22 protein-coding genes are annotated in these 22,956 nt (G+C 47.2%); 12 read left to right on the top strand and 10 right to left on the bottom strand.

The genetic code is table 11. The features are described from left to right. Positions 1-12 precede the first annotated feature (12 nt). The 6 genes from celB (at position 13) to P400_RS0101800 (ending at position 5,147) form a co-directional block, all read left to right on the top strand. Entirely contained in the window at positions 13-1,320 is a 1,308-nt protein-coding gene (gene celB, locus P400_RS0101825) for a PTS cellobiose transporter subunit IIC (protein ID WP_026824618.1), read from the top strand. 38 nt (positions 1,321-1,358) lie between these two features. Then, complete coding sequence (locus P400_RS0101820) at positions 1,359-2,783, top strand: glycoside hydrolase family 1 protein (protein WP_026824617.1); 1,425 nt, start codon at positions 1,359-1,361, stop codon at positions 2,781-2,783. A 79-nt stretch (positions 2,784-2,862) separates the two neighbouring features. Next, positions 2,863-3,591: a GntR family transcriptional regulator gene (locus tag P400_RS0101815; RefSeq protein WP_026824616.1), complete on the top strand. Its 729-nt coding sequence runs from the start codon at positions 2,863-2,865 to the stop codon at positions 3,589-3,591. 41 nt (positions 3,592-3,632) lie between these two features. Beyond that, a complete protein-coding gene (locus P400_RS0101810) occupies positions 3,633-3,860 on the top strand; it encodes an ATP-binding cassette domain-containing protein (RefSeq protein ID WP_026824615.1) in 228 nt (75 codons plus the stop codon). Continuing rightward, the gene (locus P400_RS0101805; RefSeq protein WP_026824614.1) at positions 3,857-4,468 is read left to right on the top strand and encodes a class I SAM-dependent methyltransferase; all 612 of its coding nucleotides are present in this window, start codon (positions 3,857-3,859) and stop codon (positions 4,466-4,468) included. The genes P400_RS0101810 and P400_RS0101805 overlap by 4 nt, the downstream gene beginning before the upstream one ends. A 16-nt stretch (positions 4,469-4,484) precedes the next feature. After that, positions 4,485-5,147, top strand: a complete 663-nt coding sequence (locus tag P400_RS0101800; protein ID WP_026824613.1) for an NAD(P)H-dependent oxidoreductase — start codon at positions 4,485-4,487, stop codon at positions 5,145-5,147. 38 nt (positions 5,148-5,185) lie between these two features. Here the strand turns inward: P400_RS0101800 and P400_RS0101795 are convergent, their stop codons facing one another. Both P400_RS0101795 and P400_RS0101790 read right to left on the bottom strand, forming a co-directional pair. Further along, complete coding sequence (locus tag P400_RS0101795; protein WP_026824612.1) at positions 5,186-5,821, bottom strand: nitroreductase family protein; 636 nt, start codon at positions 5,819-5,821, stop codon at positions 5,186-5,188. Next, the gene (locus P400_RS0101790) at positions 5,818-6,264 is read right to left on the bottom strand and encodes a MarR family winged helix-turn-helix transcriptional regulator (protein ID WP_026824611.1); all 447 of its coding nucleotides are present in this window, start codon (positions 6,262-6,264) and stop codon (positions 5,818-5,820) included. The genes P400_RS0101795 and P400_RS0101790 overlap by 4 nt, the downstream gene beginning before the upstream one ends. 181 nt (positions 6,265-6,445) lie before the next feature. On the opposite strand from P400_RS0101790, the gene P400_RS0101785 reads away from it, so the two are divergent. The 3 genes from P400_RS0101785 to aceA all read left to right on the top strand — a co-directional run bounded on the left by P400_RS0101785 (position 6,446) and on the right by aceA (position 10,267). Further along, positions 6,446-8,629, top strand: coding sequence for a malate synthase G (locus P400_RS0101785; RefSeq protein ID WP_026824610.1), 2,184 nt, complete (start codon positions 6,446-6,448; stop codon positions 8,627-8,629). Then, positions 8,626-8,922: a hypothetical protein gene (locus P400_RS0101780; RefSeq protein WP_026824609.1), complete on the top strand. Its 297-nt coding sequence runs from the start codon at positions 8,626-8,628 to the stop codon at positions 8,920-8,922. The genes P400_RS0101785 and P400_RS0101780 overlap by 4 nt, the downstream gene beginning before the upstream one ends. Before the next feature lie 76 nt (positions 8,923-8,998). Then, positions 8,999-10,267, top strand: a complete 1,269-nt coding sequence (aceA, locus tag P400_RS0101775) for an isocitrate lyase (RefSeq protein ID WP_026824608.1) — start codon at positions 8,999-9,001, stop codon at positions 10,265-10,267. A 52-nt stretch (positions 10,268-10,319) separates the two neighbouring features. Here aceA and P400_RS0101770 read toward each other — a convergent pair whose 3' ends face one another. Continuing rightward, positions 10,320-11,516, bottom strand: a complete 1,197-nt coding sequence (locus P400_RS0101770; protein ID WP_026824607.1) for a LysM peptidoglycan-binding domain-containing protein — start codon at positions 11,514-11,516, stop codon at positions 10,320-10,322. A 264-nt stretch (positions 11,517-11,780) separates the two neighbouring features. Between P400_RS0101770 and P400_RS0101765 the strand changes: the two genes are divergently transcribed. Further along, positions 11,781-12,530 (top strand): FixH family protein, encoded by a 750-nt coding sequence (locus P400_RS0101765; protein ID WP_026824606.1) that lies wholly within the window; start codon positions 11,781-11,783, stop codon positions 12,528-12,530. A 30-nt stretch (positions 12,531-12,560) separates the two neighbouring features. Here P400_RS0101765 and P400_RS0101760 read toward each other — a convergent pair whose 3' ends face one another. From P400_RS0101760 to P400_RS0101740, 5 genes are all read right to left on the bottom strand, one after another. Further along, on the bottom strand, positions 12,561-14,186 hold the full coding sequence (locus P400_RS0101760) for an ABC-F family ATP-binding cassette domain-containing protein (RefSeq protein WP_026824605.1): 1,626 nt from the start codon (positions 14,184-14,186) through the stop codon (positions 12,561-12,563). Positions 14,187-14,320: 134 nt separating this feature from the next. Next, positions 14,321-14,770 (bottom strand): SACOL1771 family peroxiredoxin, encoded by a 450-nt coding sequence (locus P400_RS0101755; protein ID WP_026824604.1) that lies wholly within the window; start codon positions 14,768-14,770, stop codon positions 14,321-14,323. A 51-nt stretch (positions 14,771-14,821) separates the two neighbouring features. Further along, positions 14,822-16,060 carry a peptidase T gene (gene pepT, locus P400_RS0101750; RefSeq protein WP_026824603.1) on the bottom strand — a complete coding sequence of 413 codons (1,239 nt, stop codon included), beginning with the start codon at positions 16,058-16,060 and terminating at the stop codon, positions 14,822-14,824. A gap of 102 nt (positions 16,061-16,162) precedes the next feature. Continuing rightward, positions 16,163-16,837, bottom strand: coding sequence for an LrgB family protein (locus P400_RS0101745; protein WP_026824602.1), 675 nt, complete (start codon positions 16,835-16,837; stop codon positions 16,163-16,165). Further along, positions 16,834-17,187, bottom strand: a complete 354-nt coding sequence (locus tag P400_RS0101740; protein ID WP_026824601.1) for a CidA/LrgA family protein — start codon at positions 17,185-17,187, stop codon at positions 16,834-16,836. The genes P400_RS0101745 and P400_RS0101740 overlap by 4 nt, the downstream gene beginning before the upstream one ends. Before the next feature lie 119 nt (positions 17,188-17,306). Here P400_RS0101740 and P400_RS0101735 point away from each other — a divergent pair, with 119 nt between their 5' ends. Continuing rightward, entirely contained in the window at positions 17,307-17,792 is a 486-nt protein-coding gene (locus tag P400_RS0101735) for an AAA family ATPase (protein WP_026824600.1), read from the top strand. Between the two features lie 39 nt (positions 17,793-17,831). On the opposite strand, the gene P400_RS0101730 is transcribed toward P400_RS0101735, so the two are convergent. Continuing rightward, the gene (locus P400_RS0101730; RefSeq protein ID WP_026824599.1) at positions 17,832-20,972 is read right to left on the bottom strand and encodes an efflux RND transporter permease subunit; all 3,141 of its coding nucleotides are present in this window, start codon (positions 20,970-20,972) and stop codon (positions 17,832-17,834) included. A gap of 27 nt (positions 20,973-20,999) precedes the next feature. Continuing rightward, entirely contained in the window at positions 21,000-21,566 is a 567-nt protein-coding gene (locus tag P400_RS0101725) for a TetR/AcrR family transcriptional regulator (RefSeq protein WP_034770712.1), read from the bottom strand. 226 nt (positions 21,567-21,792) lie between these two features. Between P400_RS0101725 and P400_RS0101720 the strand changes: the two genes are divergently transcribed. Then, positions 21,793-22,854, top strand: coding sequence for a Fe(3+) ABC transporter substrate-binding protein (locus tag P400_RS0101720; protein ID WP_026824597.1), 1,062 nt, complete (start codon positions 21,793-21,795; stop codon positions 22,852-22,854). The last annotated feature ends 102 nt before the right edge of the window (positions 22,855-22,956 follow it).

Here is a 22,956-nt window from a genome sequence, read left to right as displayed (position 1 = left end):
CAGGACAATAAAATGTTCAACATGATCAGTAAACTGCTCATGCCGATGGCGACCTATTTAAATAACAGTCGCTATTTACAAGTATTGCGAGATGCCTTCATGCTTGCTTTCCCAATTACCATGTTTGGGTCAATCATCGTTGTTATTGCCAACCTGCCATTTCTCGATCGCTTTATGTCCGAGAGTACATTAAATATCTTTAAATCATCATTAGGCATTGCACCTTCAGCAACAATGGGAATCATGTCCTTATTCGTTGTGTTTGGGATTGGATATTATCTTTCAAAAAGCTATGAAGTTGAAGCTGTATTTGGCGGAGTAATTTCTTTGGTTTCATTCCTTTTGGTCACTCCATTTGTAATTGAGATTGAAGGAATGAGTGAAGCCGTAGGTAATGTCCTTCCGTTAGATCGTCTTGGAGCAAAAGGGATGTTCCTTGCGATGATTACTGGATTTCTTTCTGCTGAGATGTATCGTTTTGTCGTTCAAAAAAATTGGACTATTAAAATGCCTGATGGAGTACCGCCGGCAGTGGCAAAGTCTTTCTCGGCCTTAGTACCGGCACTCCTCACGCTTTCAGTTTTCTTATCAATCAATATTATTGTCACTAATATTTTCGAGATGAACTTGCATGACATTATTTTCGATGTCGTTCAGCAACCCCTCGTGAAGTTAGGGAATGGTCTCATTCCAACGTTAATTGCAATCTTCTTCGTTCAGCTATTTTGGTTCTTCGGACTCCATGGTCAAGTTATCGTCAACTCGGTAATGGACCCGATTTGGAACACGCTATCCGTTGAAAACTTGACAGCTTATACATCGACTGGGGAAGTACCAAACATCATCAGTAAGCAATTCATTGAAATCTACACGGTTGGGCTTGGTGGTTCAGGATCAACACTCGCTGTCGTTGTTGCCATTTTATTGTTCTTAAAATCAAAACAGTTGAAACAAATCGGAAAACTTTCCATTGGACCTGGACTATTCAACGTAAACGAACCGGTCATCTTCGGACTTCCAATCGTCATGAACCCGCTCATCATGATTCCTTGGATTGTCGCACCACTCGTGACGGTAACGGTCACGTATTTCGCGATGTCGACAGGTTTAGTGCCACCGCCGACGGGTGTAGCCGTTCCATGGACCGTCCCTATGTTCTTAAGTGGAATTATGGCCACGAATTCGCTTGCGGGAGGTCTTCTTCAAATCGTGAACTTCTTTATCATTTTGACGATTTGGTTCCCATTCTTGAAATTTATTGATCGAATGAACTTGAAGAAAGAATTGGAAGAATCAACAGATAAACAGGAAGCAGTGTAAACAAATAGAGAAAAATAGAAACAAGGGAGAGATAAATGATGACGAACCCGACACAAACACGTACGAAAGAGCAAAAGACGTATCAATTTCCGACAGACTTTTGGTGGGGAACGGCTTCTTCTGCTACACAGATGGAAGGTGCTGCTTTTGAAGGTGGAAAAGGATTGAACATTTGGGATTACTGGTACATGCAAGAGCCGAACCGCTTTTTCAATGGTGTGAGCGCGACAGAAGCCTCAAACTTCTATCATTTGTATGAAGAAGACATCGCATTGATGAAAGAACTCGGGCATAACACGTTCCGTTTCTCCATTTCGTGGTCACGTCTTTTTCCGCAAGGTGTCGGGGAAGTAAATGAAGAGGCGGTCACATTTTATAACAATGTCATCAATTGCTTGATTGATCATGGTATCGAACCGTTCATCAATCTGTATCATTTTGATATGCCGATGGCGCTTCAGGAGCAAGGTGGTTGGGAGTCACGAGAAGTCGTTGAAGCATATGTCATCTTTGCGAAGACATGCTTTGAATTGTTTGATGATCGCGTCAAGAAATGGTTCACGCATAACGAACCGATCGTACCGGTAGAAGGTGGATATTTATATGATTTCCATTATCCGAATGTTGTCGATTTCAAGCGAGCTGTCCAAGTGGCGTACCACTCTATTTTATCGAGTGCAATGGCAATCAAAGCGTATCGTGACATGGAACTATCTGGGGAAATCGGAATCATCTTAAATCTGACGCCCTCATATCCGAGAAGTCAGCATCCAGCTGATTTGAAAGCAGCGCGTATTGCCGATGCGATGTTCAATCGTTCGTTCCTCGACCCATCTGTTTTAGGGACGTTCCCTCAAGAATTAGTAGATGTGCTGAAGTCGGAAGATGCGATGCCACTTATCGAGAACGGGGATCTTGAAATCATTCGAGAACATACAGTCGACCTTCTCGGTATCAACTATTATCAGCCACGTCGCGTGAAAGCAAAAGCATCGCTTCCTAATCCGGACGCGCCATTCTTGCCAGAAAACTTATTTGACTACTATGAGATGCCTGGACGGAAAATGAATCCGTATCGTGGATGGGAAATTTACGAAAAAGGAGTCTATGATATATTAATCAATCTAAAAGAAAACTATGGTAATATCCCGTGCTTTATTTCAGAGAACGGAATGGGTGTCGAAGGTGAAGAACGTTATCGTGATGAAAACGGGAGTGTCCAAGACGATTATCGGATTGACTTCATTCGCGAACATCTGAAATGGATGCATCAAGCGATTGAAGAAGGGTCGAACGTGAAAGGCTATCATCTTTGGACATTTATGGACAACTGGTCATGGAGCAATGCTTATAAAAATCGCTATGGATTTGTTGGCATTGACTTGGAAACACAACAACGAACTGTAAAAAAATCAGGGAACTGGTTTAAACAGTTGATTGATGCTAAAGGTTTTACAGAATAATAAGACAAGCTGACAAAGACTACTCTTTGTCAGCTTTTTTTGATATATTGTACATATATGTCTATACATGAGGTGCTATATGTCTAATAAGAAAAAACCGAAATATGAAACCATTGCTGATGAGATGCGTAAAAGAATTATTGAACACGTTTACCCGCTAGAAAACGCACTACCTGATGAAATTCACCTGGCCCAAGAATTTGGCGTGAGTCGTATGACCATGAAGCGGGCACTTGAGATTCTTGTCATGGAAGGGTTGATTTATCGTAAACGTGGTAAAGGAACATTCATTTTACAGTCGAGCTTCCAAAAAGGTCGCATCAACGTGATTAGTAAAGAAACGAGAGGATTGACTCAAGTGATTGGGGATCGTTCGTTACGAAGTGAAGTCCTCAATTTTGAGGTGAAGTTTCCGAGTCAGGAAGTCGCCGATCATCTCATGATTGAGCTGACAGAACCGGTCTATGAAATACGTCGCGTGCGTTACGTAGACGACGAGCCGTATGTCATCGAATTGACGTACATGGTTGCTAACCTCATTACAGGAATCACACGTGAGATTTTAGAAAAGTCCGTGTACGCTTATATTCAAGAAGATCTTGGCTATACGATTACAAGCTCACATAAAGTGATTCGAGCAGATAAGCCGGATGAGTACGATCAAGCTTACTTGAAGAATGATATCACTGAACCGATTATTGAAGTCGAGCAAGTCGTCTATTTAAGTAACGGGAAACCGTTCGAGTATTCGTTTGCCCGTCACCGATACGATAAATTTGTGTTTTCATCGGTCAATATTGTGAAGTGAAAGTCGCCACGATGGCGACTTTTTCGTAAGGGGAACCTATCGTGGATGTGAAAATTGACCAAGCAGGATACGAAATGAACGAATCCGTCATTCAAGACATCGTGATTGATGTTCGGGCAGGTGAAATTTGGGGGATGATTGGGTTGAACGGTGCTGGTAAGACGACAACGATTGCGTGTCTCACGGGAACGATTCCCTGGATGAAGGGAACCATCGAGATGAAGCGGCATCCATTCTTCCAATCCATTCAAGAAAGAGGTTCTTTATGAACGAACAGCAATATGAGCAACTCCTGCATATCCAGACCGCCAAACCTCAGCAAGGATTCCCGTCCTCGGTGGAATACCATCGTTATGAACCGACCCCTTACGAGGCACTCGATTTGCTTCGGGATGCCTATCCGTTAGAGTCGACGGACACCATCGTTGATTTTGGTTCAGGCAAGGGGCGTCTCCCGTTCTATTTGGCGTACACGTTTCATGTTCGGGCAATCGGTGTCGAGATGGATGGTGGGTTTCACGAAGAGTCGCTCCAAAATTTGGCGAGCTATACGAAGAAGCATCGGATTCGAGGAAGCGTTCAATTGGTGCAGGAATTTGCAGAACAGTTTTCCATCCCGTCAGAGGCGAACCGATTCTACTTTTTTAATCCGTTCTCGGTCAACATCTTTCGGCAAGTGATTGCTCACATCATCGAATCCGTTGAAGCGAATCCCCGTCCGGTCGATGTGATTTTGTATTATCCGGCGGATGCATATCTACACTATTTGAACGATGAGACCCCATTTCAATGTGTACAGACGGTTCGACTGCCGCTGAAGAATCTTCATGAGCGATTTTTGATTTACCGGTTTGATATGATGGAGTCATCTTGGTAATGGAGGAGTGAGTACGATGAAAAAGAAAGACATTCTAGAAGCGTATCGTTGGCGTCAAGCGACGAAAGAATTTGATGCGGATCGTAAAATCAAAGAAGATGACATGGAATTCATTTTAGAGACAGGACGTCTTTCACCGAGTTCGTTCGGGTTTGAACCATGGCAATTCGTTGTGGTTCGTCGGGAAGATTTGCTCCAAAAAATTAAAGATCACGCATGGGGAGCGCAAGGGCAGGCTTTGACCGCGAGCCATTTCGTATTGATTCTCGCAAGAACACCGAAAGCCATGCGTTACGATGCGGACTATATTCGGAACATCGTGACGAGTGTGCAAGGCCGGACGGAAGAAGAGTACGCACAGCGCGTGAAGCGGGTCCAAGAGTTCCAGGAGAACGACTATCGTCTCTTGGACGATGAACGCGTCTTCCAAGAGTGGATCAAGCGTCAGACATATATCCCACTTGGGAACATGATGACGGCGGCCGCACAAATCGAGATCGATTCTTGTCCGATTGAAGGGTTCAATCAAGAGGAAATTGATGAGCTGCTCATCTCAGAAGGTGTCATGGAGCGAGGCGAATGGTCGCTTTCGGTCATGGTCGCATTTGGGTATCGGTCGCGCGATTTCGCACCAAAAACACGTCGTGACTTTAACGAAGTCGTCAAATATATCGGATGAAAAAAGGTTCAATCGCCTCAGCGATTGAACCTTTTGAATTATTTCCAGTCTGTGATGCGGTCGACTGGGAAGCGTACTGATGGGTACCCTTCTTCTGCTGCTTTCCCGATGGAGAGAAGCATGACCGGAAGGTAACGTTCTTTGTCGAGACCGAACGCTTCAGCGATGTTCGTTTTGTCGTATCCACCGATCGGGTTTGTGTCATAACCATGTGCCCGTGCGACGAGCATGAGTTGCATCGCAACGAGACCTGAATCGAGCATAATGCTATCTTTGATCATTTCTTTCGGTGCATCTTTGAAGATGCCTTTGATCATGTCGACTTGGCGGTCGCGGACTTCAGCGGGCATCATGCCACGTTCTACAGCTGTATTGAAAATCTCTTCTGTGTAGTCTGCCATTTGGTAGTCCGCGAAGAGCGCGATGACAGCTGAAGACGTTTCTACTTGGCGTTTATTGAAGCTTGAGAGTGGAAGGAGCGTCTCTTTTCCTTCTGTGCTATCGATGACGACAAAACGCCATGGCTGTAAGTTAAGTGATGAAGGAGCCGTTGTCGCTTCTTCAAGAATTTGTGTCATTTCTTCTTTTGAGATTTTGACGTTCTCATCGTATACACGAATCGAGCGGCGTCCTTTGACAATCTCCATAAAGTCTTTTTGTGTAGCAGTGTTCATATTGTAGTCTTCCTTTCATGGTCAATAGTATCTTGTAACATCGTCAGGGATGCTAATAACTGTTGTTGATCCTCTACCTTCATGTTGACAAAAAGTCGGTCCGTTAAGCACTGTTTTTGCTCAGTCCAATGTGCAATTTGTTCACGACCGTGGTCTGTCAACTCGACATAGATGACACGGTTGTCTTCTTCACATCGTCTCCGCGTGATGAGTCCTTGTGTCTCTAATTGTTTCAAGTGTCGAGTGATAGCTGCGTGATCGACATCGACGCGTTGTTGCAATTCACGTTGACGCAATGGGCCGACATGATACAAATTGCTTAAAATGTCATAGCGACTTAAGCTGAGTCCGTCCATTTCAGAGTCGAATAATTGCCCCATTTCTTTTTGTACGGTGATGATGTGATAGAGAATTTGATCGCGAAGCGAGCAAGAATCTCGCATGCATATCGCCTCCTCGAATCATTGATGACTCAATCATTGATGGGTCACACAATGTATAGTAAACCCATCCTGACAATATTTCAAATAAAAAGTTTTAACAAATGGGTTGTCAAACTGTTATATAATAGTCTATATTATAATCAACTGATATATAACAATGACTAAGGGAGGATGTGAGCGCTTGGAACACTATGAACGACTAAATACGTATCATGTTTATGAGAAGCTGTTCGAATTTGTGAATGAAAGTATACTAGAACCTCATGAAATCAACAATTTTTGGAAAGGTGTCGAATCCCTTCTAGAGCGTTTCATTCCAGTCAATCAGACGCTTCTAGAGCAGCGCACGACATACGAACGACTGTTACAGGATTGGTACAGTCGACAAGATGAAGTCGATCCCATCAAATACGAGACGTTTTTATCTTCAATCGGCTATATCGAACCGGTCGTCAAAGATTTCAACATCGATGTGTCGGACGTCGACCGTGAAATCGCCCATCAAGCTGGACCGCAACTCGTCGTACCATTAGACAATGCCAGATACGCACTCAATGCCGCCAATGCCAGATGGGGAAGTCTCTACGACGCCCTTTATGGAACAGATATGATTGAAGAGGCAGACGGTATGGAAAAAGGACGAGAATATAATCCCGTTCGCGGTAATGAGGTCATCCGCATCGCTAAACAGTTTCTCGATGATGCGTTCCCGCTACCAACAGAATCTCACGAGAAAGTGACACGTTACTTCGTTCGTGACGATGTCGCCTATGCGGTGGTTGGGGAAGACGAGTATTCGTTCGCTCATGATTCATTCGTCGGCTACACCGGGGAACCGAACAAGTTACGCACATTGATGCTTCAGCACCATGCCTTACACGTCGAACTTCAATTTGACCGCGAGCACCCGATCGGCAAAATCGATCCTGCTGGACTGATGGACATTGAGCTCGAATCAGCCCTCTCCGCGATTGTGGACTGCGAGGACTCGGTCGCAGCTGTTTGTGCAGAAGACAAAGTTCATCTGTATCGCAACTGGCTCGGTCTGATGGACGGGACGCTTGAAGCTTCGTTCCAAAAGAATGGGAAGCGACTTTCTCGGTCCTTGAATGAAGATAAGCGTTTAATCGGAAAAGGTGGAGTGGAAGTCATACTCCCAGGACGCGCACTCTTATTCATTCGAAACGTCGGGCACTTGATGACGACCGACTTGATGCTTGATGCGGAAGGTCGCGAGGTACCAGAAGGTATCGTTGATGCCGTCTTCACTTCACTCATCGCGAGTCGTCATCTACATCGCCGTCTCAACTCTCGAGAAGGGTCAATCTATATCGTCAAACCGAAAATGCATGGATCTGAAGAAGTAGCATTCACCAACGGCTTGTTTGACGCCGTGGAAGATTTATTGAACCTTCCTCGCCATACGTTGAAAGTCGGTGTGATGGATGAAGAGAGACGAACGTCGCTTAACCTGAAGAACTGTATCGCTCAAGTGAGAGAACGAGTCGTCTTCATCAACACGGGCTTCCTCGACCGAACGGGAGACGAGATTCATTCTTCGATGACACTCGGACCGATGCGGCGAAAAGGAGAAATGAAGACATCTTCTTGGCTTGCGGCATATGAACGGTTGAATGTATCGACAGGTCTTGAGACCGGATTTCATCAACAGGCGCAGATCGGTAAAGGGATGTGGGCGATGCCCGACATGATGCGTGACATGATGCGTGAAAAAATTGCACACGTACGGTCCGGGGCAACGACGGCATGGGTGCCTTCCCCGACCGCGGCGACGCTCCATGCGATGCACTATCATCAACTCGATGCTTTTGATATACAGCGAGAATTGATGCAACAGCCTGTTTTGAATCATGAACGACAACAGCTCCTCGATATCCCGCTCGCGACACGCATCTATTCGCAAGACGAGATTAAAGAGGAACTCGAGAACAACTTGCAAGGGTTGCTCGGATACGTCGTTCGTTGGGTCGAACAAGGTGTGGGTTGCTCGAAAGTACCAGACATTCATCACATCGGCCTCATGGAAGACCGGGCAACACTTCGTATTTCGAGCCAACACGTGGCCAACTGGCTGCATCACGGCATCTGTTCAGCCGATCAAGTGGAAGTCACGCTTTATCGGATGGCACAAGTCGTCGATGAACAAAACGAACAAGATCCGAATTATCGGCCGATGACACCAAACGTCGATCAATCGATTGCCTATCAAGCCGCACACGAACTCGTGTTTCATGGATTGAAGCAACCGAACGGGTACACAGAACCGATCTTACACCGCCGCCGCCGTGAATTTATGAAACGCCAAACCGTAGAGTTAAACCTTAAAGGAGGAACCTTATCATGAATACGAAAAAAATGGAAAGCGAACAGTTGATTGAACGTTGGGTCGTTCGTCGCATCGTATCTGGAGAATCGACAGCTTCTCTTGCGAATACAGCATTCGTATATGGCAATGACTTGATGCGCCTCGTCTTGGATCGCGCCGACGGTTCGCTCCAAATCATGAAGGAATCAATCGATGAGGTCGTCGTCTTCCGTAAACCTGAAGATCCCGATGAAGAAAATGTATGTCGTTGCTGCGGGATGGAGCATTCGACGTTCAAAGCGGCATTGGAGTGCTGTGCTTACCTCGACTAAATCGTTTAGTTTGCACTATCTGTTATATAACAAATTCGTTTTTATTAAAATTAATATAATACAGGAGGGTTTATAGATGAAACAACGCGAAGAATTAGGAAACAGCTGGAAGTCAGAACGATTTGAAGGGGTAGAACGTCCATACTCTGTAGAGGATGTGATGAAATTACGGGGGTCCATCGTGATTGAACAGACGCTTGCGACAAAGGGAGCGGAACGCTTGTGGAAATTGATGCACGATCGTGACTACGTTCATGCACTCGGTGCGTTGACTGGAAACCAAGCCATCCAACAAGTGAAGGCAGGACTTGAAGCCATTTATTTGAGCGGATGGCAAGTAGCGGCGGATGCTAACCTTTCGGGTCAGATGTATCCGGACCAAAGTTTATATCCGGCCAACTCAGTGCCAAGTGTCGTTAAACGAATCAACCAAGCGCTTCAACGTGCCGATCAAATTCAGACGGCAGAAGGGAAAGGCGACACGCATTGGTTCGCACCGATTGTCGCAGATATGGAAGCCGGATTCGGTGGTGTGCTCAACGTATTCGAATTGACGAAGGCGATGATTGAAGCCGGTGCTGCCGGTGTTCACCTCGAAGACCAGCTTTCGTCTGAGAAGAAATGTGGTCACCTCGGTGGGAAGGTATTGCTCCCGACGCAGACGGCTGTGAAAAACTTGATTTCGGCTCGACTCGCAGCAGACGTCATGGGTGTCCCGACGATTATCGTGGCGCGGACAGATGCGCACGCTGCGAACTTGATCACGAGCGACATCGATCCAATCGATCATCCGTTCATCATTGGAGAGCGTACACCGGAAGGCTTCTATCGCACGGAAGCCGGCATCGAGCAAGCAATCGCTCGCGGTCTCGCTTATGCACCATATGCAGACCTCGTCTGGTGTGAGACATCTGAACCAGACTTGGCGGAAGCCCGTCAATTTGCCGAAGCGATTCATGCGAAGTATCCGGGCAAACTTCTCGCTTACAACTGTTCGCCATCATTCAACTGGAAGAAGAAGTTGTCAGACGAAGAGATTGCAACGTTCCAACAAGAAATCGGTGCGATGGGCTACAAGTTCCAATTCGTCACACTCGCTGGATTCCACGCGCTCAACTTCGGGATGTTCGAACTTGCACGCGGGTACAAAGATCGTGGCATGGCGGCATATTCAGAGTTACAACAAGCAGAATTTGCGGCTGAAGTACATGGGTACACGGCGACACGTCACCAACGTGAAGTCGGAACGGGTTACTTCGACGAAGTGTCGCTCGTCATCTCAGGCGGACAATCGTCCACGACAGCACTGGCTGGATCAACAGAAGCGGAGCAGTTCACAAATTAATGAGAAGCAAATAACCGCTGCACGTGCAGCGGTTATTTTTGTTTGGGGCGTGTCATTTCGGAATGGTCAACACTTGACCGACACTGATGAGATTGACGTTCGTGATGTTATTGGCGGCAGCGATTTTTGCGACAGTCGTATTGTACATGGTCGCAATCTTATAGAGTGTATCGCCCGACTTTACCGTGTACTTCACAGTCGTCGAAGGGGGTGGTGTGACCGTTGTTCCAGGAATGATGAGCATTTGACCGACACTGATGAGATTGATGTTTGTGATATTGTTAGCGGCTGCGATTTTCGCGACAGTTGTATTGTACATGGTCGCAATCTTGTAGAGCGTATCGCCCGACTTTACCGTGTACTTCACAGTCGTCGAAGGGGGTGGTGTGAACGTTGTCCCAGGAATATTGAGCACTTGTCCGACACTGATGAGATTGACGTTCGTGATGTTGTTAGCGGCTGCGAGATCGGATACAGTGACACCATACGTCCGTGCGATGCTGTATAACGTGTCGCCTGACTTCACGGTATACGTTTTATTCGTCGATGTGTTTTGATAGGCAAGTAATTGCGAGACCGTGACGAATTTGTACCCTTTTGCTTTCAGTTGCGAAATCATCGTCGGTAATGCGAGTGGGGTACCTGGTGCCCCCGCACCCGTATGCATCAAGACGATGGAACCCGGTTTAATATTGGTTTGTACTTTCGTGTTGATTTGGCTCGCGGTCAGTCCTTTCCAGTCGATCGTATCGATGTTCCATTGAATCGTGTATCCGTATCCGGCAGCACCGACACCGTTCAACACGGCACTATTGACGGCACCAAATGGAGCTCTAAAAATCGGCTTTGTCGTTTTTCCAGTCAACGATGTAATCAAGGCTTCCGTGCGGTCGAGTTCGGATTTCATTTGAGTAGCAGTCAGTTTCGTGAAATCAGGGTGTGTATATGAGTGGTTACCGAGCTGATGTCCTTTTGCGGCGATATTTTTAATGTATTGTGGATGGTTGTTCGCACCCGAACCTGTCAAAAAGAAAGTAGCTTTGACGTTGTTTTTTGCCAAAATGTCTAAAATTTTGTTCGTGTTTGCGCCGTCTGCACCATCATCGAACGTCAACGCGACGACTTTACTCGTCGTGTTCACGCTCGTAATAAATTTTGAAGCGGCGGCACTGACGGAAATCGATTGTGTGATCACCATCGCCAATAAGATGAAGAGTGCCATCGCCCCACGAATGACCTTACGTTTCATCTGAATTCGCCTCCATTCATGATGTCATCCTCTTGATGTTAAGAATTTCCGAATGCACGCTACATATATTTTATATACCCGTTTTTTGAAATGACGGACTAAAATACGGAAATGGGTTTATAACGAATTTGTATCGACTAGATGTGTGAAAATTGTGAGAATGTATCGTGGTATATATCACAGAATGCTCACACTCTTTTTGGAAAGAGATGGTATCATGAACAATGTGTGAAAGATGTAAGCGATTTATGAGGAGGATTCATGATGAAAAAGATGATGACACGGTTTGGGGTCGTGTTTGGACTCATCGGCCTATTCGTACTCGGTGCGTGCGGTACGGAGAAAGAAGCAGAAAGCGCGGCTGTTCCACAATCGATGGAACCGGTAGAGGCAGAGTTGATGGTTGCCGCAACAGCGGAAGAAGGAGAAACGGTACCGTTATCTGTTCGCGTCACGCAGGATGGTCAGCCCGTAGACGATGCGGATGAGATTAAGTTCGAAGTGTGGAAGAACAGTGCGAAAGAAGAGAGCGACATGATTAAGGCGACGCTCACGAAAGATGGCGTTTATGAAGCAGAGGCGACGTTCCCAGAAGAAGCGGTCTACACGATTCAAGTTCATGTGACGGCTCGCTCTATGCATACGATGCCGACGACAAAAGTAACAGTCGGACACCCGGAAACAGCTGCCGAAGAAACAGAGGATAGTGATCGTCATCACCACGCTGGAGCGGACATCACGCTTGACCCAAAAGAGGCGACAGCAGGTGAAGAACAGGCGTTCATGGTGCACGTCATGATTGAAGAGGAGATGCTCGCGGGGGCAGACGTACAACTCGAAATCTTCCAAGACGGGGCAGACAAACATGAGTGGGTGAAGTTAGAGGAAGCAGATGCTGGGATGTATAAAGGTGCACACACCTTTACTGAATCTGGTGCATACAACGTTCAAGTCCATGTTACGAAAGGTCATGATATTCATGAGCACGTGATGGAGACGGTAGACGTTAAATAAAAAATCGGCTCGCGTTGAGCCGATTTTTTATTATGCATTTTGATAGAGGGATTCAACTTGTTGTTGAAGCGTTTCATTCTCGAGGAACTCATCGTACGATGCTTCTTTGTCCACGATGCCGTTTGGTGTCACTTCGATGATGCGTGTCGCAATCGTCGAGATGAGCTGATGGTCATGTGAGCTGAAGAGGAGTACGCCTTTGAACGTCTCGAGACCATTGTTGAGAGCTGTGATTGATTCGAGGTCCAAGTGGTTCGTCGGATCGTCGAGGACAAGCACGTTCGAGTTCGAGAGCATCATCTTCGAGAGCATGCAGCGTACTTTTTCTCCCCCTGAGAGGACAGACGCCTTCTTCATGACTTCTTCACCTGAGAAGAGCATGCGACCGAGGAATCCACGAAGGAACGTATCTGACTCATCGGCAGGTGAGAATTGACGCAACCAGTCCAAAATACTCTTTTCTGAGCCTTCGAAGTACTCCGAGTTGTCTTTCGGGAAGTATGACTGAGTCGTCGTCACGCCCCATTTGACCGAACCTGTATCTGGCTCCATCTCACCCATAAGAATTTTAAAGAGTGTCGTGATGGCAACGTCCGAACGACCGACGAATGCGACTTTGTCCGTCTTGTTGAGTGAAAACGTGACGTTGTCGAGTACTTTTACGCCATCGATCGTCTTCGATACGTTGTCGACATAAAGAACATCGTTCCCGATCTCGCGCTCCATCGTGAATCCGACGAACGGGTAACGACGTGACGACGGACGAATGTCGTCGAGTGTGATCTTATCGAGCAACTTCTTACGTGACGTCGCTTGACGGGCCTTTGAGGCGTTCGAGCTGAAACGCGCGATGAAGTTTTGAAGTTCTTTGATTTTTTCTTCTTTTTTCTTGTTCTGGTCTGAAGCCATACGTGTAGCAAGTTGGCTTGACTCATACCAGAAGTCGTAGTTCCCGACATACAATTGGATTTTTCCAAAGTCGAGGTCTGCCATGTGCGTACAGACTTTGTTCAAGAAGTGACGGTCGTGGGAAACGACGATAACTGTGTTTTCAAAGTTGATCAAGAACTCTTCCAACCATTGAATCGCTTTTAGGTCAAGTCCGTTGGTCGGCTCGTCTAAGAGGAGGATATCTGGCTTACCGAAGAGCGCTTGGGCAAGAAGGACTTTGACTTTCTCCCCACCTGTGAGTTCGCTCATTTGTTTCTGGTGGAGCGCTTCTGTGATGCCGAGACCTTGAAGGACCATCGAGGCTTCTGACTCTGCTTCCCAACCGTTCAACTCAGCGAATTCGCCTTCGAGTTCAGCTGCGCGCATCCCGTCTTCATCTGAGAAATCTTCTTTCATGTAGATGGCGTCTTTTTCTTTCATTACTTTGTAGAGACGCTCGTGACCCATGATGACGGTCTCGAGAACCGCACTGTCCTCATACGCGTAATGGTCCTGTTTGAGGACGGCGAGACGCTCACCCGGTGTGATGCTGACATCACCTGTCGACGTATCTTGCTCACCTGATAAAATCTTTAAGAATGTTGATTTACCGGCACCGTTCGCACCGATCAATCCGTAACAGTTGCCTGGCGTGAACTTGATGTTCACCTCTTCAAACAACTTGCGGCCGCCAAATTGTAGGCTGACGTTATTTACTGTAATCATGTATGGTATCCCTCGTTTTTCTGATTAGTTTACGACGTGTATTGTATCACGTTTTTAAAAATCGCGCAGTGTCGCATAAAAACTATAATGATGACATAGGCAAAGTCACAGAAAAAGCCATCATCATGACGGCTTTAGTCGACTCGTATAACAGTCGTATCGAGTTCAAACGCCACATTTCCTGCGAGCGCGCGTGAAATCATACATTGATCTTTCGCTTTTTTCGCAATGCGCTCGACCAACGTGATCTCTCGATCCGTCATCTCTGACGGGACTTGAATCGTTGTCGCATAGCAAATCGTCTCGTAAGTGAAGATGCCGTTCGTCACATCGACGATTCCTTCCGCGTCAATCGTGATGCCACGGTGAGTCAGATCACTTCGTCCGAGTACGGCTGCGAGTGTGATGATATAACACGTGGCCGCTGCCCCGAGTAACATCTCATCCGGATTTGTGCCGACTCCAGGACCGTCCATTTCGGGTGGAATCGAAATCTGTGTCTTTAATCGCTCGGCCTCGAGGGTACCGACGTCATTTCGTCCGCCATCCCAGCCGAGATTCATGCTAAATGTATGTTTCATCAAAATCGCCTCCAATGTCTCTAGTGTAAAAGAGAACGATTGGAGGCGCATTTGTTATGCTTGTGCACGCTTCGCGAATGTGCGAAGTGTTTCGATGATGACCGTTGTTGCTTTTTCCATGTTGTTCACAGAGATGTATTCGAACTTCCCGTGATAGTTTTCGCCACCCGTGAAAATGTTCGGTGTCGGAAGACCCATGTAAGAAAGTTGCGATCCGTCTGTCCCGCCACGAATCGGTTCAATCTTCGGTTCGATGTCAAGGCCGCGCATGACGTCAGCGACGGTATCGACGATGTGTTTCACCGGTTCGATTTTCTCGGCCATGTTGTAATACTGATCTTCCATCTTGAGCTCGATCCGCTCTTCCCCGTATTTTTGTTTCCATTCGAGGACAAGTTTCTCCATCAATGCTTTACGCGCTTCAAACTTCTGTTTGTCGTGATCGCGGATGATGTATTGAAGCGTCGTCTTCTCCACATCCCCATTGAAGCCGTTCAAGTGGAGAAAACCTTCGTAGTTGCTCGTACGTTCTGGTGCCTCATCAGCCGGTAAACGGTTTTGGAACGCCATCGCGAGTTTCATCGAGTTCACCATCTTATTTTTCGCGCTACCTGGGTGCACGTTCGTCCCGTGGAAGGTGACGGTCGCACCGGCTGCGTTAAAGCTCTCATACTGTAACTCTCCGAGCGGGCCACCATCCATCGTGTAAGCGAAATCTGCATTGAATCGGGCGACATCGAATTTATGTGGTCCACGTCCAATCTCTTCGTCCGGTGTGAAAGCAATGCGGACCGGTCCGTGTGGAATCTCAGGGTGAGCCAATAAGTATTCGACGGCTGTGACGATTTCAGCAATCCCTGCCTTATCATCCGCACCGAGGAGTGTCGTCCCATCGGTTGTCATGAGCGTATGCCCGACATACCCGTCCAGTTCTGGGAAGTCTTTTGGTGATAAGACGACATTAAGCGACTCATTCAAGACAATGTCGCCACCTTCATAATGCTCGACGAGTTGAGGGGAGACGTTCGTTCCTGTGAAGTCGGTCGCTGTATCCACGTGAGCGAGGAATCCGATTGTCGGGACGTCATGATTGACGTTACTCGGAAGTGTGGCGAATAGGTAGCCGTATTCGTCCGTCTCGACGTCTGTCAGTCCAAGTTCTTTCAATTCCTTTTCCAAATGACGAATCAAATCCCATTGTTTGGCCGTCGATGGTGTTGTCGTACTCGTGAAGTCAGACTGTGTATCGATCTTTGCATAAGTCATTAAGCGTTCAATTAATTTTGCTTGCATGGATTGCCCTCCTCTAATAAGTTTCATCTTCATTAGTTTATCACGCGCGCTCGAAGTCGAAACAAAAAAGTCACGCCCATCGATGAAATGGGTGTGACCTGTTCAAAAGAGAAACGGATATAAAATGGGCAAGATAAACGATGTGAAGATGGCTGTCAATCCCATCGCGGCACCACCTGTAGCGCCAGACAGTGGATGTTCAGTTGCCGCCTGAGCGGTCCCGATTCCGTGACTGATGGTACCGAGCGCAATGCCACGCGTGAATGGGTCGTCCATATGGATCGATGTCAATAATACCGGTCCGAGCATCGCACCTAAAATACCGCAGGCGACGGCAATCGAGGCCGCAAGTGTCGCATCCCCTTCTAGTTGTCGAGCCAATTCAAGGGCAATCGGGGACGTAGCAGACTTGACCGATAGCGCAATCAACACGTTTTCGGTAAACGAAAGCAATTTCCCGAAAAGCACAGCGACAAAAATTGTGGAGAGGGACCCGATGACAATCGCACTCAAGGCTCGCTTTGCCCGGGCGAGTAACACGGGTAAGTTGCGATAGAGTGGCAATCCGAGAGCGACCGTCGCTGGCCCGAGTAAGATCGTGATGATATCGGTAGCCGGTTTATACGTATCATAGGACTGTCCTGTCACGAGTAATAGGAGAATCAAAATCGCTGTACTTAAGAAGACGACATTGGTGAATGGGGAAGCCCACTTCATGGAGAGTCGACGACTAAGGGAATATACGAGAATCGTCAATCCGATCCAGACGTATGTCATGACGTCTCACCTTCTTTCCCGGAAACGAGCGCCGTCACAATCATTCCGACCGCCATGCTAACGAGTAACGTGATGAGGAGTGGGATGCCGGCAGCTTTTAACAACGTACCGTATGCCATGAGACCGACGGCAATCGGGATGAAGAAGAAAGCGAGATGCTTCGTCAAAAATCCGGCGCTGTCTTCAATCCATTCCACGCGAATGACTTTTGTCAGTAAGAGGACGAGCAAGAGCACCATACCGATGACGCTGCCTGGTACTTTCCAAGAGAATGTTTCGACAATCCAGTTGCCGAGTGTACTCAACCCGAACAAGAGCGTGAGTCCAATCACCCATTTTAATAATTTCATTTACATGACTTCCTTTCGCATCAATCAAAACGTATGAATCTTCTCAAATTCAACGGGATAGGTCAAGAGAAGGGTATAATACGTTTATTCTACTCGATGAAGAGGAGGAAGATAGAGCGATGGAAGAGAAGGGAACACTTTATTTCTTATGTGGAAAAATGGGGGCTGGAAAATCAACGAAGGCCAAACAACTGGCTACTGAAAAACAAGCCGTTCTTTTGTCCGAAGATGAATGGTTATCTACCCTATATCCTAATCAAATTCATACGTTTGAGGACTACAGAAAACATGCTACTCTGCTGAAGCCACTTCTTGAATCTCATGTGAAACAATTGTTAAAACTAGGGATGAATGTCGTGATGGATTTTCCGGCAAATACGAAGTCGTCTCGAGCCTGGTTTCTAAAACTTGCACAGGACGTGGGAGCGGATCACTGCTTGGTTTATCTAAATCGAAGTGATGAACAATGTCTTCGACAGATTCAGAAACGTCGCATCATGGAACCGGAACGAGTCGCATTTGATACGGAAGAAGTCTTTCATCACGTGACTTCATTTTTTGAAGCTCCAGATGATACGGAACACCTACATATCATTGAAAAATAAAACATGCGTAGCGGTGTATCCGCTACGCATGTTTTAGGCTTACGCTTGTTTTTTCTTACGGAATCGTGCGAAGAACTCATAGACGATCGGTACGATGAGCAACGTGAGAAGCGTCGAACTTGTAAGTCCGCCGATCACGGTGACCCCGAGACCTTTCGAGATGAGTGCGCCACCCTCGAGACCGAGTGCGAGCGGTGCGAGTGCACCGATGGTCGCGAGTGCGGTCATCAAGATTGGGCGAAGGCGTGTGCCTGCTGCCTCAAGTAACGCTTCACGTGTTGATAAACCAGCTTCTTCTTTATGAATGACGCGGTCAATCAAGACGATGGCGTTCGTGACGACAATCCCGATCAACATGAGTGCCCCAATCAAGGCAGATACCGAAATCGTTTCACCTGTGATGAGAAGGGCGACGAGTCCCCCGATAATCGCGTACGGAAGTGAGAACAACACGACGAATGGCGTGAGAGCTCCACCGAATGTGATGACGAGGACCAAGTAGACGATGGCGATCGCGGCAAGCATCGCAAGACCGAGCTGTGTGAACGATTCTTGGATCTGTTCCGTTACCCCACCGACATCGTACGTTACGCCAGATGGGAGTTCGATGTCTGATACGCGTTCTTCAATCGCAGCAGACGCTTCTGTCGCTTTATCTGTGCTGAGTTCAACACTTACTTGTGCGAGCAGTTTTCCGTCGCGCTCGACGAGTGTGTCCGGTGTCGTGCCTTCTTCGATTTCAATAAAGTCTGAGATCGGGCGTGGACCGAACGGTGTCGTGATTTCTTGTGCTTGTAAGTCATCGACACTGTCATACGTCACTTGCTCGTTCGGGATGATGACGTCTAATTGTTTGTCATCTACCGTCACGCTCGCAAGTGGGCTTTCGGGTGCCTGGAATTGGCTGATGACTTGTGCGATTTGACCTGCAGACACACCGGCTTCTGCTGCAGCCTGTTGATTGACGTTGAACGTATATTGTACATATGACTCACGTAAGTCAGATGTCGCTTGACGGACATAGTCTGTTTCTTCTTCAATCGTTTCGATGAACGTCGGCACGATGGCTTCTAAATCTTCAAGCGAGTTGGCATACACGTTATACGTGACGCCACTCGTCGCACCGCCACCAGAGAAGTCTTGTTCTTTCCACTCCCCACTTGAGACGAGTTCATTTAACTTCTCGATGTCTGCCAGTTTCACATCAGCAAAATCTTCTGTGTCCGGATCGTATTGAACGATGAAAATCCCTTGTTTGTTGTTCCCAGGGTTCAGTGGGTTTTCTCCACCGACTGTGAACTGAACGTCCGTTGCGTTCGGTTGTTCTTCCATGAAGTATTCTTCTGCCACTTCTGCCGCAGCAATCGAGTCTTCAAGCGTTTGACCCGGTTCTGGGTCGAACGTGACGAACAACGTCTTCTCCGAATCCTGATTCAAGAAGTTGACTCCAATCGCCGGAACAAGAGCGAAGCTTCCGATAAGAAGAGCAGTCGCGAGTCCGAAGACGACGAGTTTATGGTTCAGTGACCAGTTCAAGACGCCGCGATACCATTCCGCGAGCTTACCTGGACCTTCTTCTGGCTTCAACTTGTCACGGTTTTTAAAGAACGAGTCGGCCATCATCGGAACGACCGTAATCGCCACGAGCAACGAAGCGAGAAGGGCAAATACGACAGTCAATGCGAACGGCAAGAACAACTCACCGACAAATCCTGTGACAAAACCGAGCGGTAAGAATACCGCGATTGTAACGATTGTCGACGAGGCGATCGGGATGAATACTTCTTTTGTCGCCGCGATGATCAATTCTTTACCGCGAAGTGGTTCATTCGATCTAGTGAGGCGACGGTAAATATTCTCGATGACGACGATGGAGTCATCGACGACACGCCCAATCGCAACGGTCATTGCTCCGAGTGTCATGATATTCAGTGTGATCCCTAATTGTTTCAACACGATGAGTGCCATGAGAAGTGACAATGGGATCGAGATGACAGCGATAATCGTCGATCGGAAGTTACGCAAGAACACTAAGATGATCAAGATGGCGAATAAACCACCGAGCAATGCTTTTGATAACATCGTTTCGACCGATTCTTCAATTGGTTGTCCTTGGTCGAGTGTGATGGACACGTTCGCTGTATCATATTCTGCCTCGAAGTCATTCAATACTTCTTTGACGGCGTTGACGACATCAACCGTGTTCGCATCTTGTGTTTTCGTCACTTGTACGCCGATTGAACGTTCACCGTTCGAGCGAGAAATCGATTCTTCGATTCCTTTGTCTTCGATCGTTGCAAGCTCACTCAACGCAACGGTCGGAACCGCAGTCGGGACGTTCGGTGGTAATGTCGATGGCGTTTCCGTCGGGACGTCTGGCGTTTGACCAGGTGGCAATTCCGTCGGAGCAGACGGTGTCGCCGGTGTAGACTGGGCTGGTGAGTACGGGATTTGAAGGTCGCGGAACGCTTCGAGCGTCTCTGATTTTCCGTCGATGACGACCGCTTGCTCTGTGTCGCCTAATTCATATAACCCGAGGGCGATACGGGCATCGTTCGCTTGAATCAATTGTTTGACCGTATCTTCCGTCAAATTGTATTCAGCGAGCGCTTCCTGGTCGAATTGGAGTTCGACGCGGCGAATCTCTTGTCCGGCAATTTGGACGGTTTGTGCGCCTTCTACCCCTTCAAGGGCAGGTTGCACTTCTTCTTCAACGAGCTTTGTCAATTCGGCCAAATCAAGACTTTCATCCGAGATGGCAGCTCCGACTACTGGGAAAGCGTCGAAGCTGAGACGCGACACTTGAGGCTCTTGTGCCGACTCGGGCAACTCGACGTTACTTAACGCGTCTTTCACTTGCTGTTCGGCTTCGTCCATGTCTGTACTGAAGTCATAGTCGATTTGAATGTTTGATGCGTTTTGGAACGATGAAGAACGAACTTGCTCAACGCCATTTAGACTTTGAAGGCGCTCTTCGAGGACGCTACTGACTTCTTCAAGCACTTGCTCAGGTGAAGCACCAGGATAAATGGTTGTGACTGAGACGGTCGGTGTCGTAATGTCCGGTAATGTCTCAAGCTTCATCGTCAAACCGGCGAAAAGACCGGCGGCCGTCAAAATGATTGTCATCAACCAAACGGCGAACTTGTTGTTGACGGAGAAGGACGTGATTTTCTGCATGTGTTTTAATCTCCTCTAATGTTGTTTTTATGAATGGTTGTCGATTTTATGTGCCCGATCAATCAAGCGTTCGATGATTGCTTGTTTGAGTTCGGTAGGGGGAACACCGACACCGAAGTGTTCGGACATCATCATGCCTTCGAGTGCATAACGAATGATCATCGTTTCCACTGGGTCGGCCGTTTGTTGGAACTGTGCGAAGAACGTATCTAAATCATGTTTCCAACGATCCGCATACTCTTGGTCGACAGCGAACAACGTAAGAAATGCAATCATTTTCTCGACGTCGATTTGAATGGTTGCTCGCTCAGGATGTAACTTCGTCTCGTCAAACAGACGAACGAATGCTTCGACTGGTCCGTGACCTTCTTGTTGCAACGAAACATATAACTCGTTTTGTTCTTGTTGTAATCGTTCAACCATCGCAGTCATCAATGCTTCCTTTGAAGGGTAGTGATAAAGGAGGCCACCTTTTGAAATCCCTGCAGTTTTGGCGACCTCGTCCAACGTGAGTTGGTGAACTCCATGATTCATAATGATGTCCGTTGCCGCATCCAATAGCTTTTGTTTTGTGATGTTCGATCGGTTTGTCATACATTCACCTCTTTCTGTACCGACCAGACGGTTTGTTTGGTCTTACTATATCGTCCGCAATCTTTTGAAGTCAAGAAATGATACCTTCAAAACTGTCATAAAGCGCACATTCAAACGGATAGCGATTGCAGAAAATCCTTGACGTGAGAATGATTATCAGTAATGATAGGTATTGAGAGTAATTATCATTACCAGAGAGAAATAACCGAATGTGGGGGAATGACAGATGAACAAAAAATATGCAGCTTTAGGAATTTCAGCAGCGTTAACGACATCACTCCTTGCCGCTTGTGCAAGCACAGATGAGACAACTTCAAATGAAGGCTCAGACGATTCGAACGTCGTCAATGTTTACTCGAGTCGCCACTACGATGTCGATCAACAATTATACAAGCAGTTTGAAGAAGAAACAGGCATCAAAGTCAACGTGGTGGAAGGAAAGAGTGACGAACTCCTCGAGCGTTTGAACACTGAAGGTGAGAGTACTGAGGCGGACCTCTTCATTACGGCAGATGCTGGGAACTTGTATCAGGCAAAAGAAGCGGGGCACCTCCAAGCGGTCGATAGCGATGAGCTTGAGTCAAACATCCCTGCGAAATATCGTGACACGGACAACGAATGGTTCGGTTTGACGAAACGTGCGCGTGTCATCGTGTATTCAAAAGATCGCGTGAAGCCAGAAGAGTTGTCGACGTATGAAGCGTTGACGGAAGAACAATGGAACGGCAAAGTACTCGTCCGTCCGTCTGAAAACATGTACAACATCTCACTCCTCGCGTCATTCATCGAAGTAAACGGTGTCGATGAGGCGAAAGAGTGGGCGAAAGGCTTAGTGAACAACATGGCACGTGACCCACAAGGGAATGACCGTGACCAAGCGAAAGCCGTTGTCGCCGGTGAAGGGGACGTCGCCATCATGAATACGTATTACATGGGACTCATGTTGAACTCTGAAGACGAAGAAGAGAAGAAAGTCGCTGAACAGCTCGGTGTCTTCTTCCCGAACCAAGATACAACAGGCACACACGTGAACATTTCTGGAATCGCGATGACGAAAGCATCGAAGAACACAGAAAACGCTCAAAAATTGATGGAGTTCATGTCAGAACCGTCAGCTCAAGAGAAGTTTGCGAGTGTAAACTACGAATACCCAGTCAACGAGTCGGTTGAGCCGAACGAGCTTCTTCAATCATGGGGCGAGTTCAAGGAACAAGACATCAACCTCTCAGTACTTGGTGAAAACCAACAAGAAGCAATTCGCATCTTTAACGAAGTAGGTTGGAAGTAAGATGACTTCGGCTTGAACGAGAGTTCAGGCCGGAGATTTTTGCGTTTCTCACACCCTAGGCGCTACACGGGAAGCATAGAAACTGATATGATGGGACAGGAA

Origin of the sequence: Exiguobacterium marinum DSM 16307 (assembly GCF_000620845.1) — a bacterium.
Taxonomy (GTDB): domain Bacteria; phylum Bacillota; class Bacilli; order Exiguobacteriales; family Exiguobacteriaceae; genus Exiguobacterium; species Exiguobacterium marinum.
This window is presented reverse-complemented; position numbering and strand designations above follow the sequence as displayed.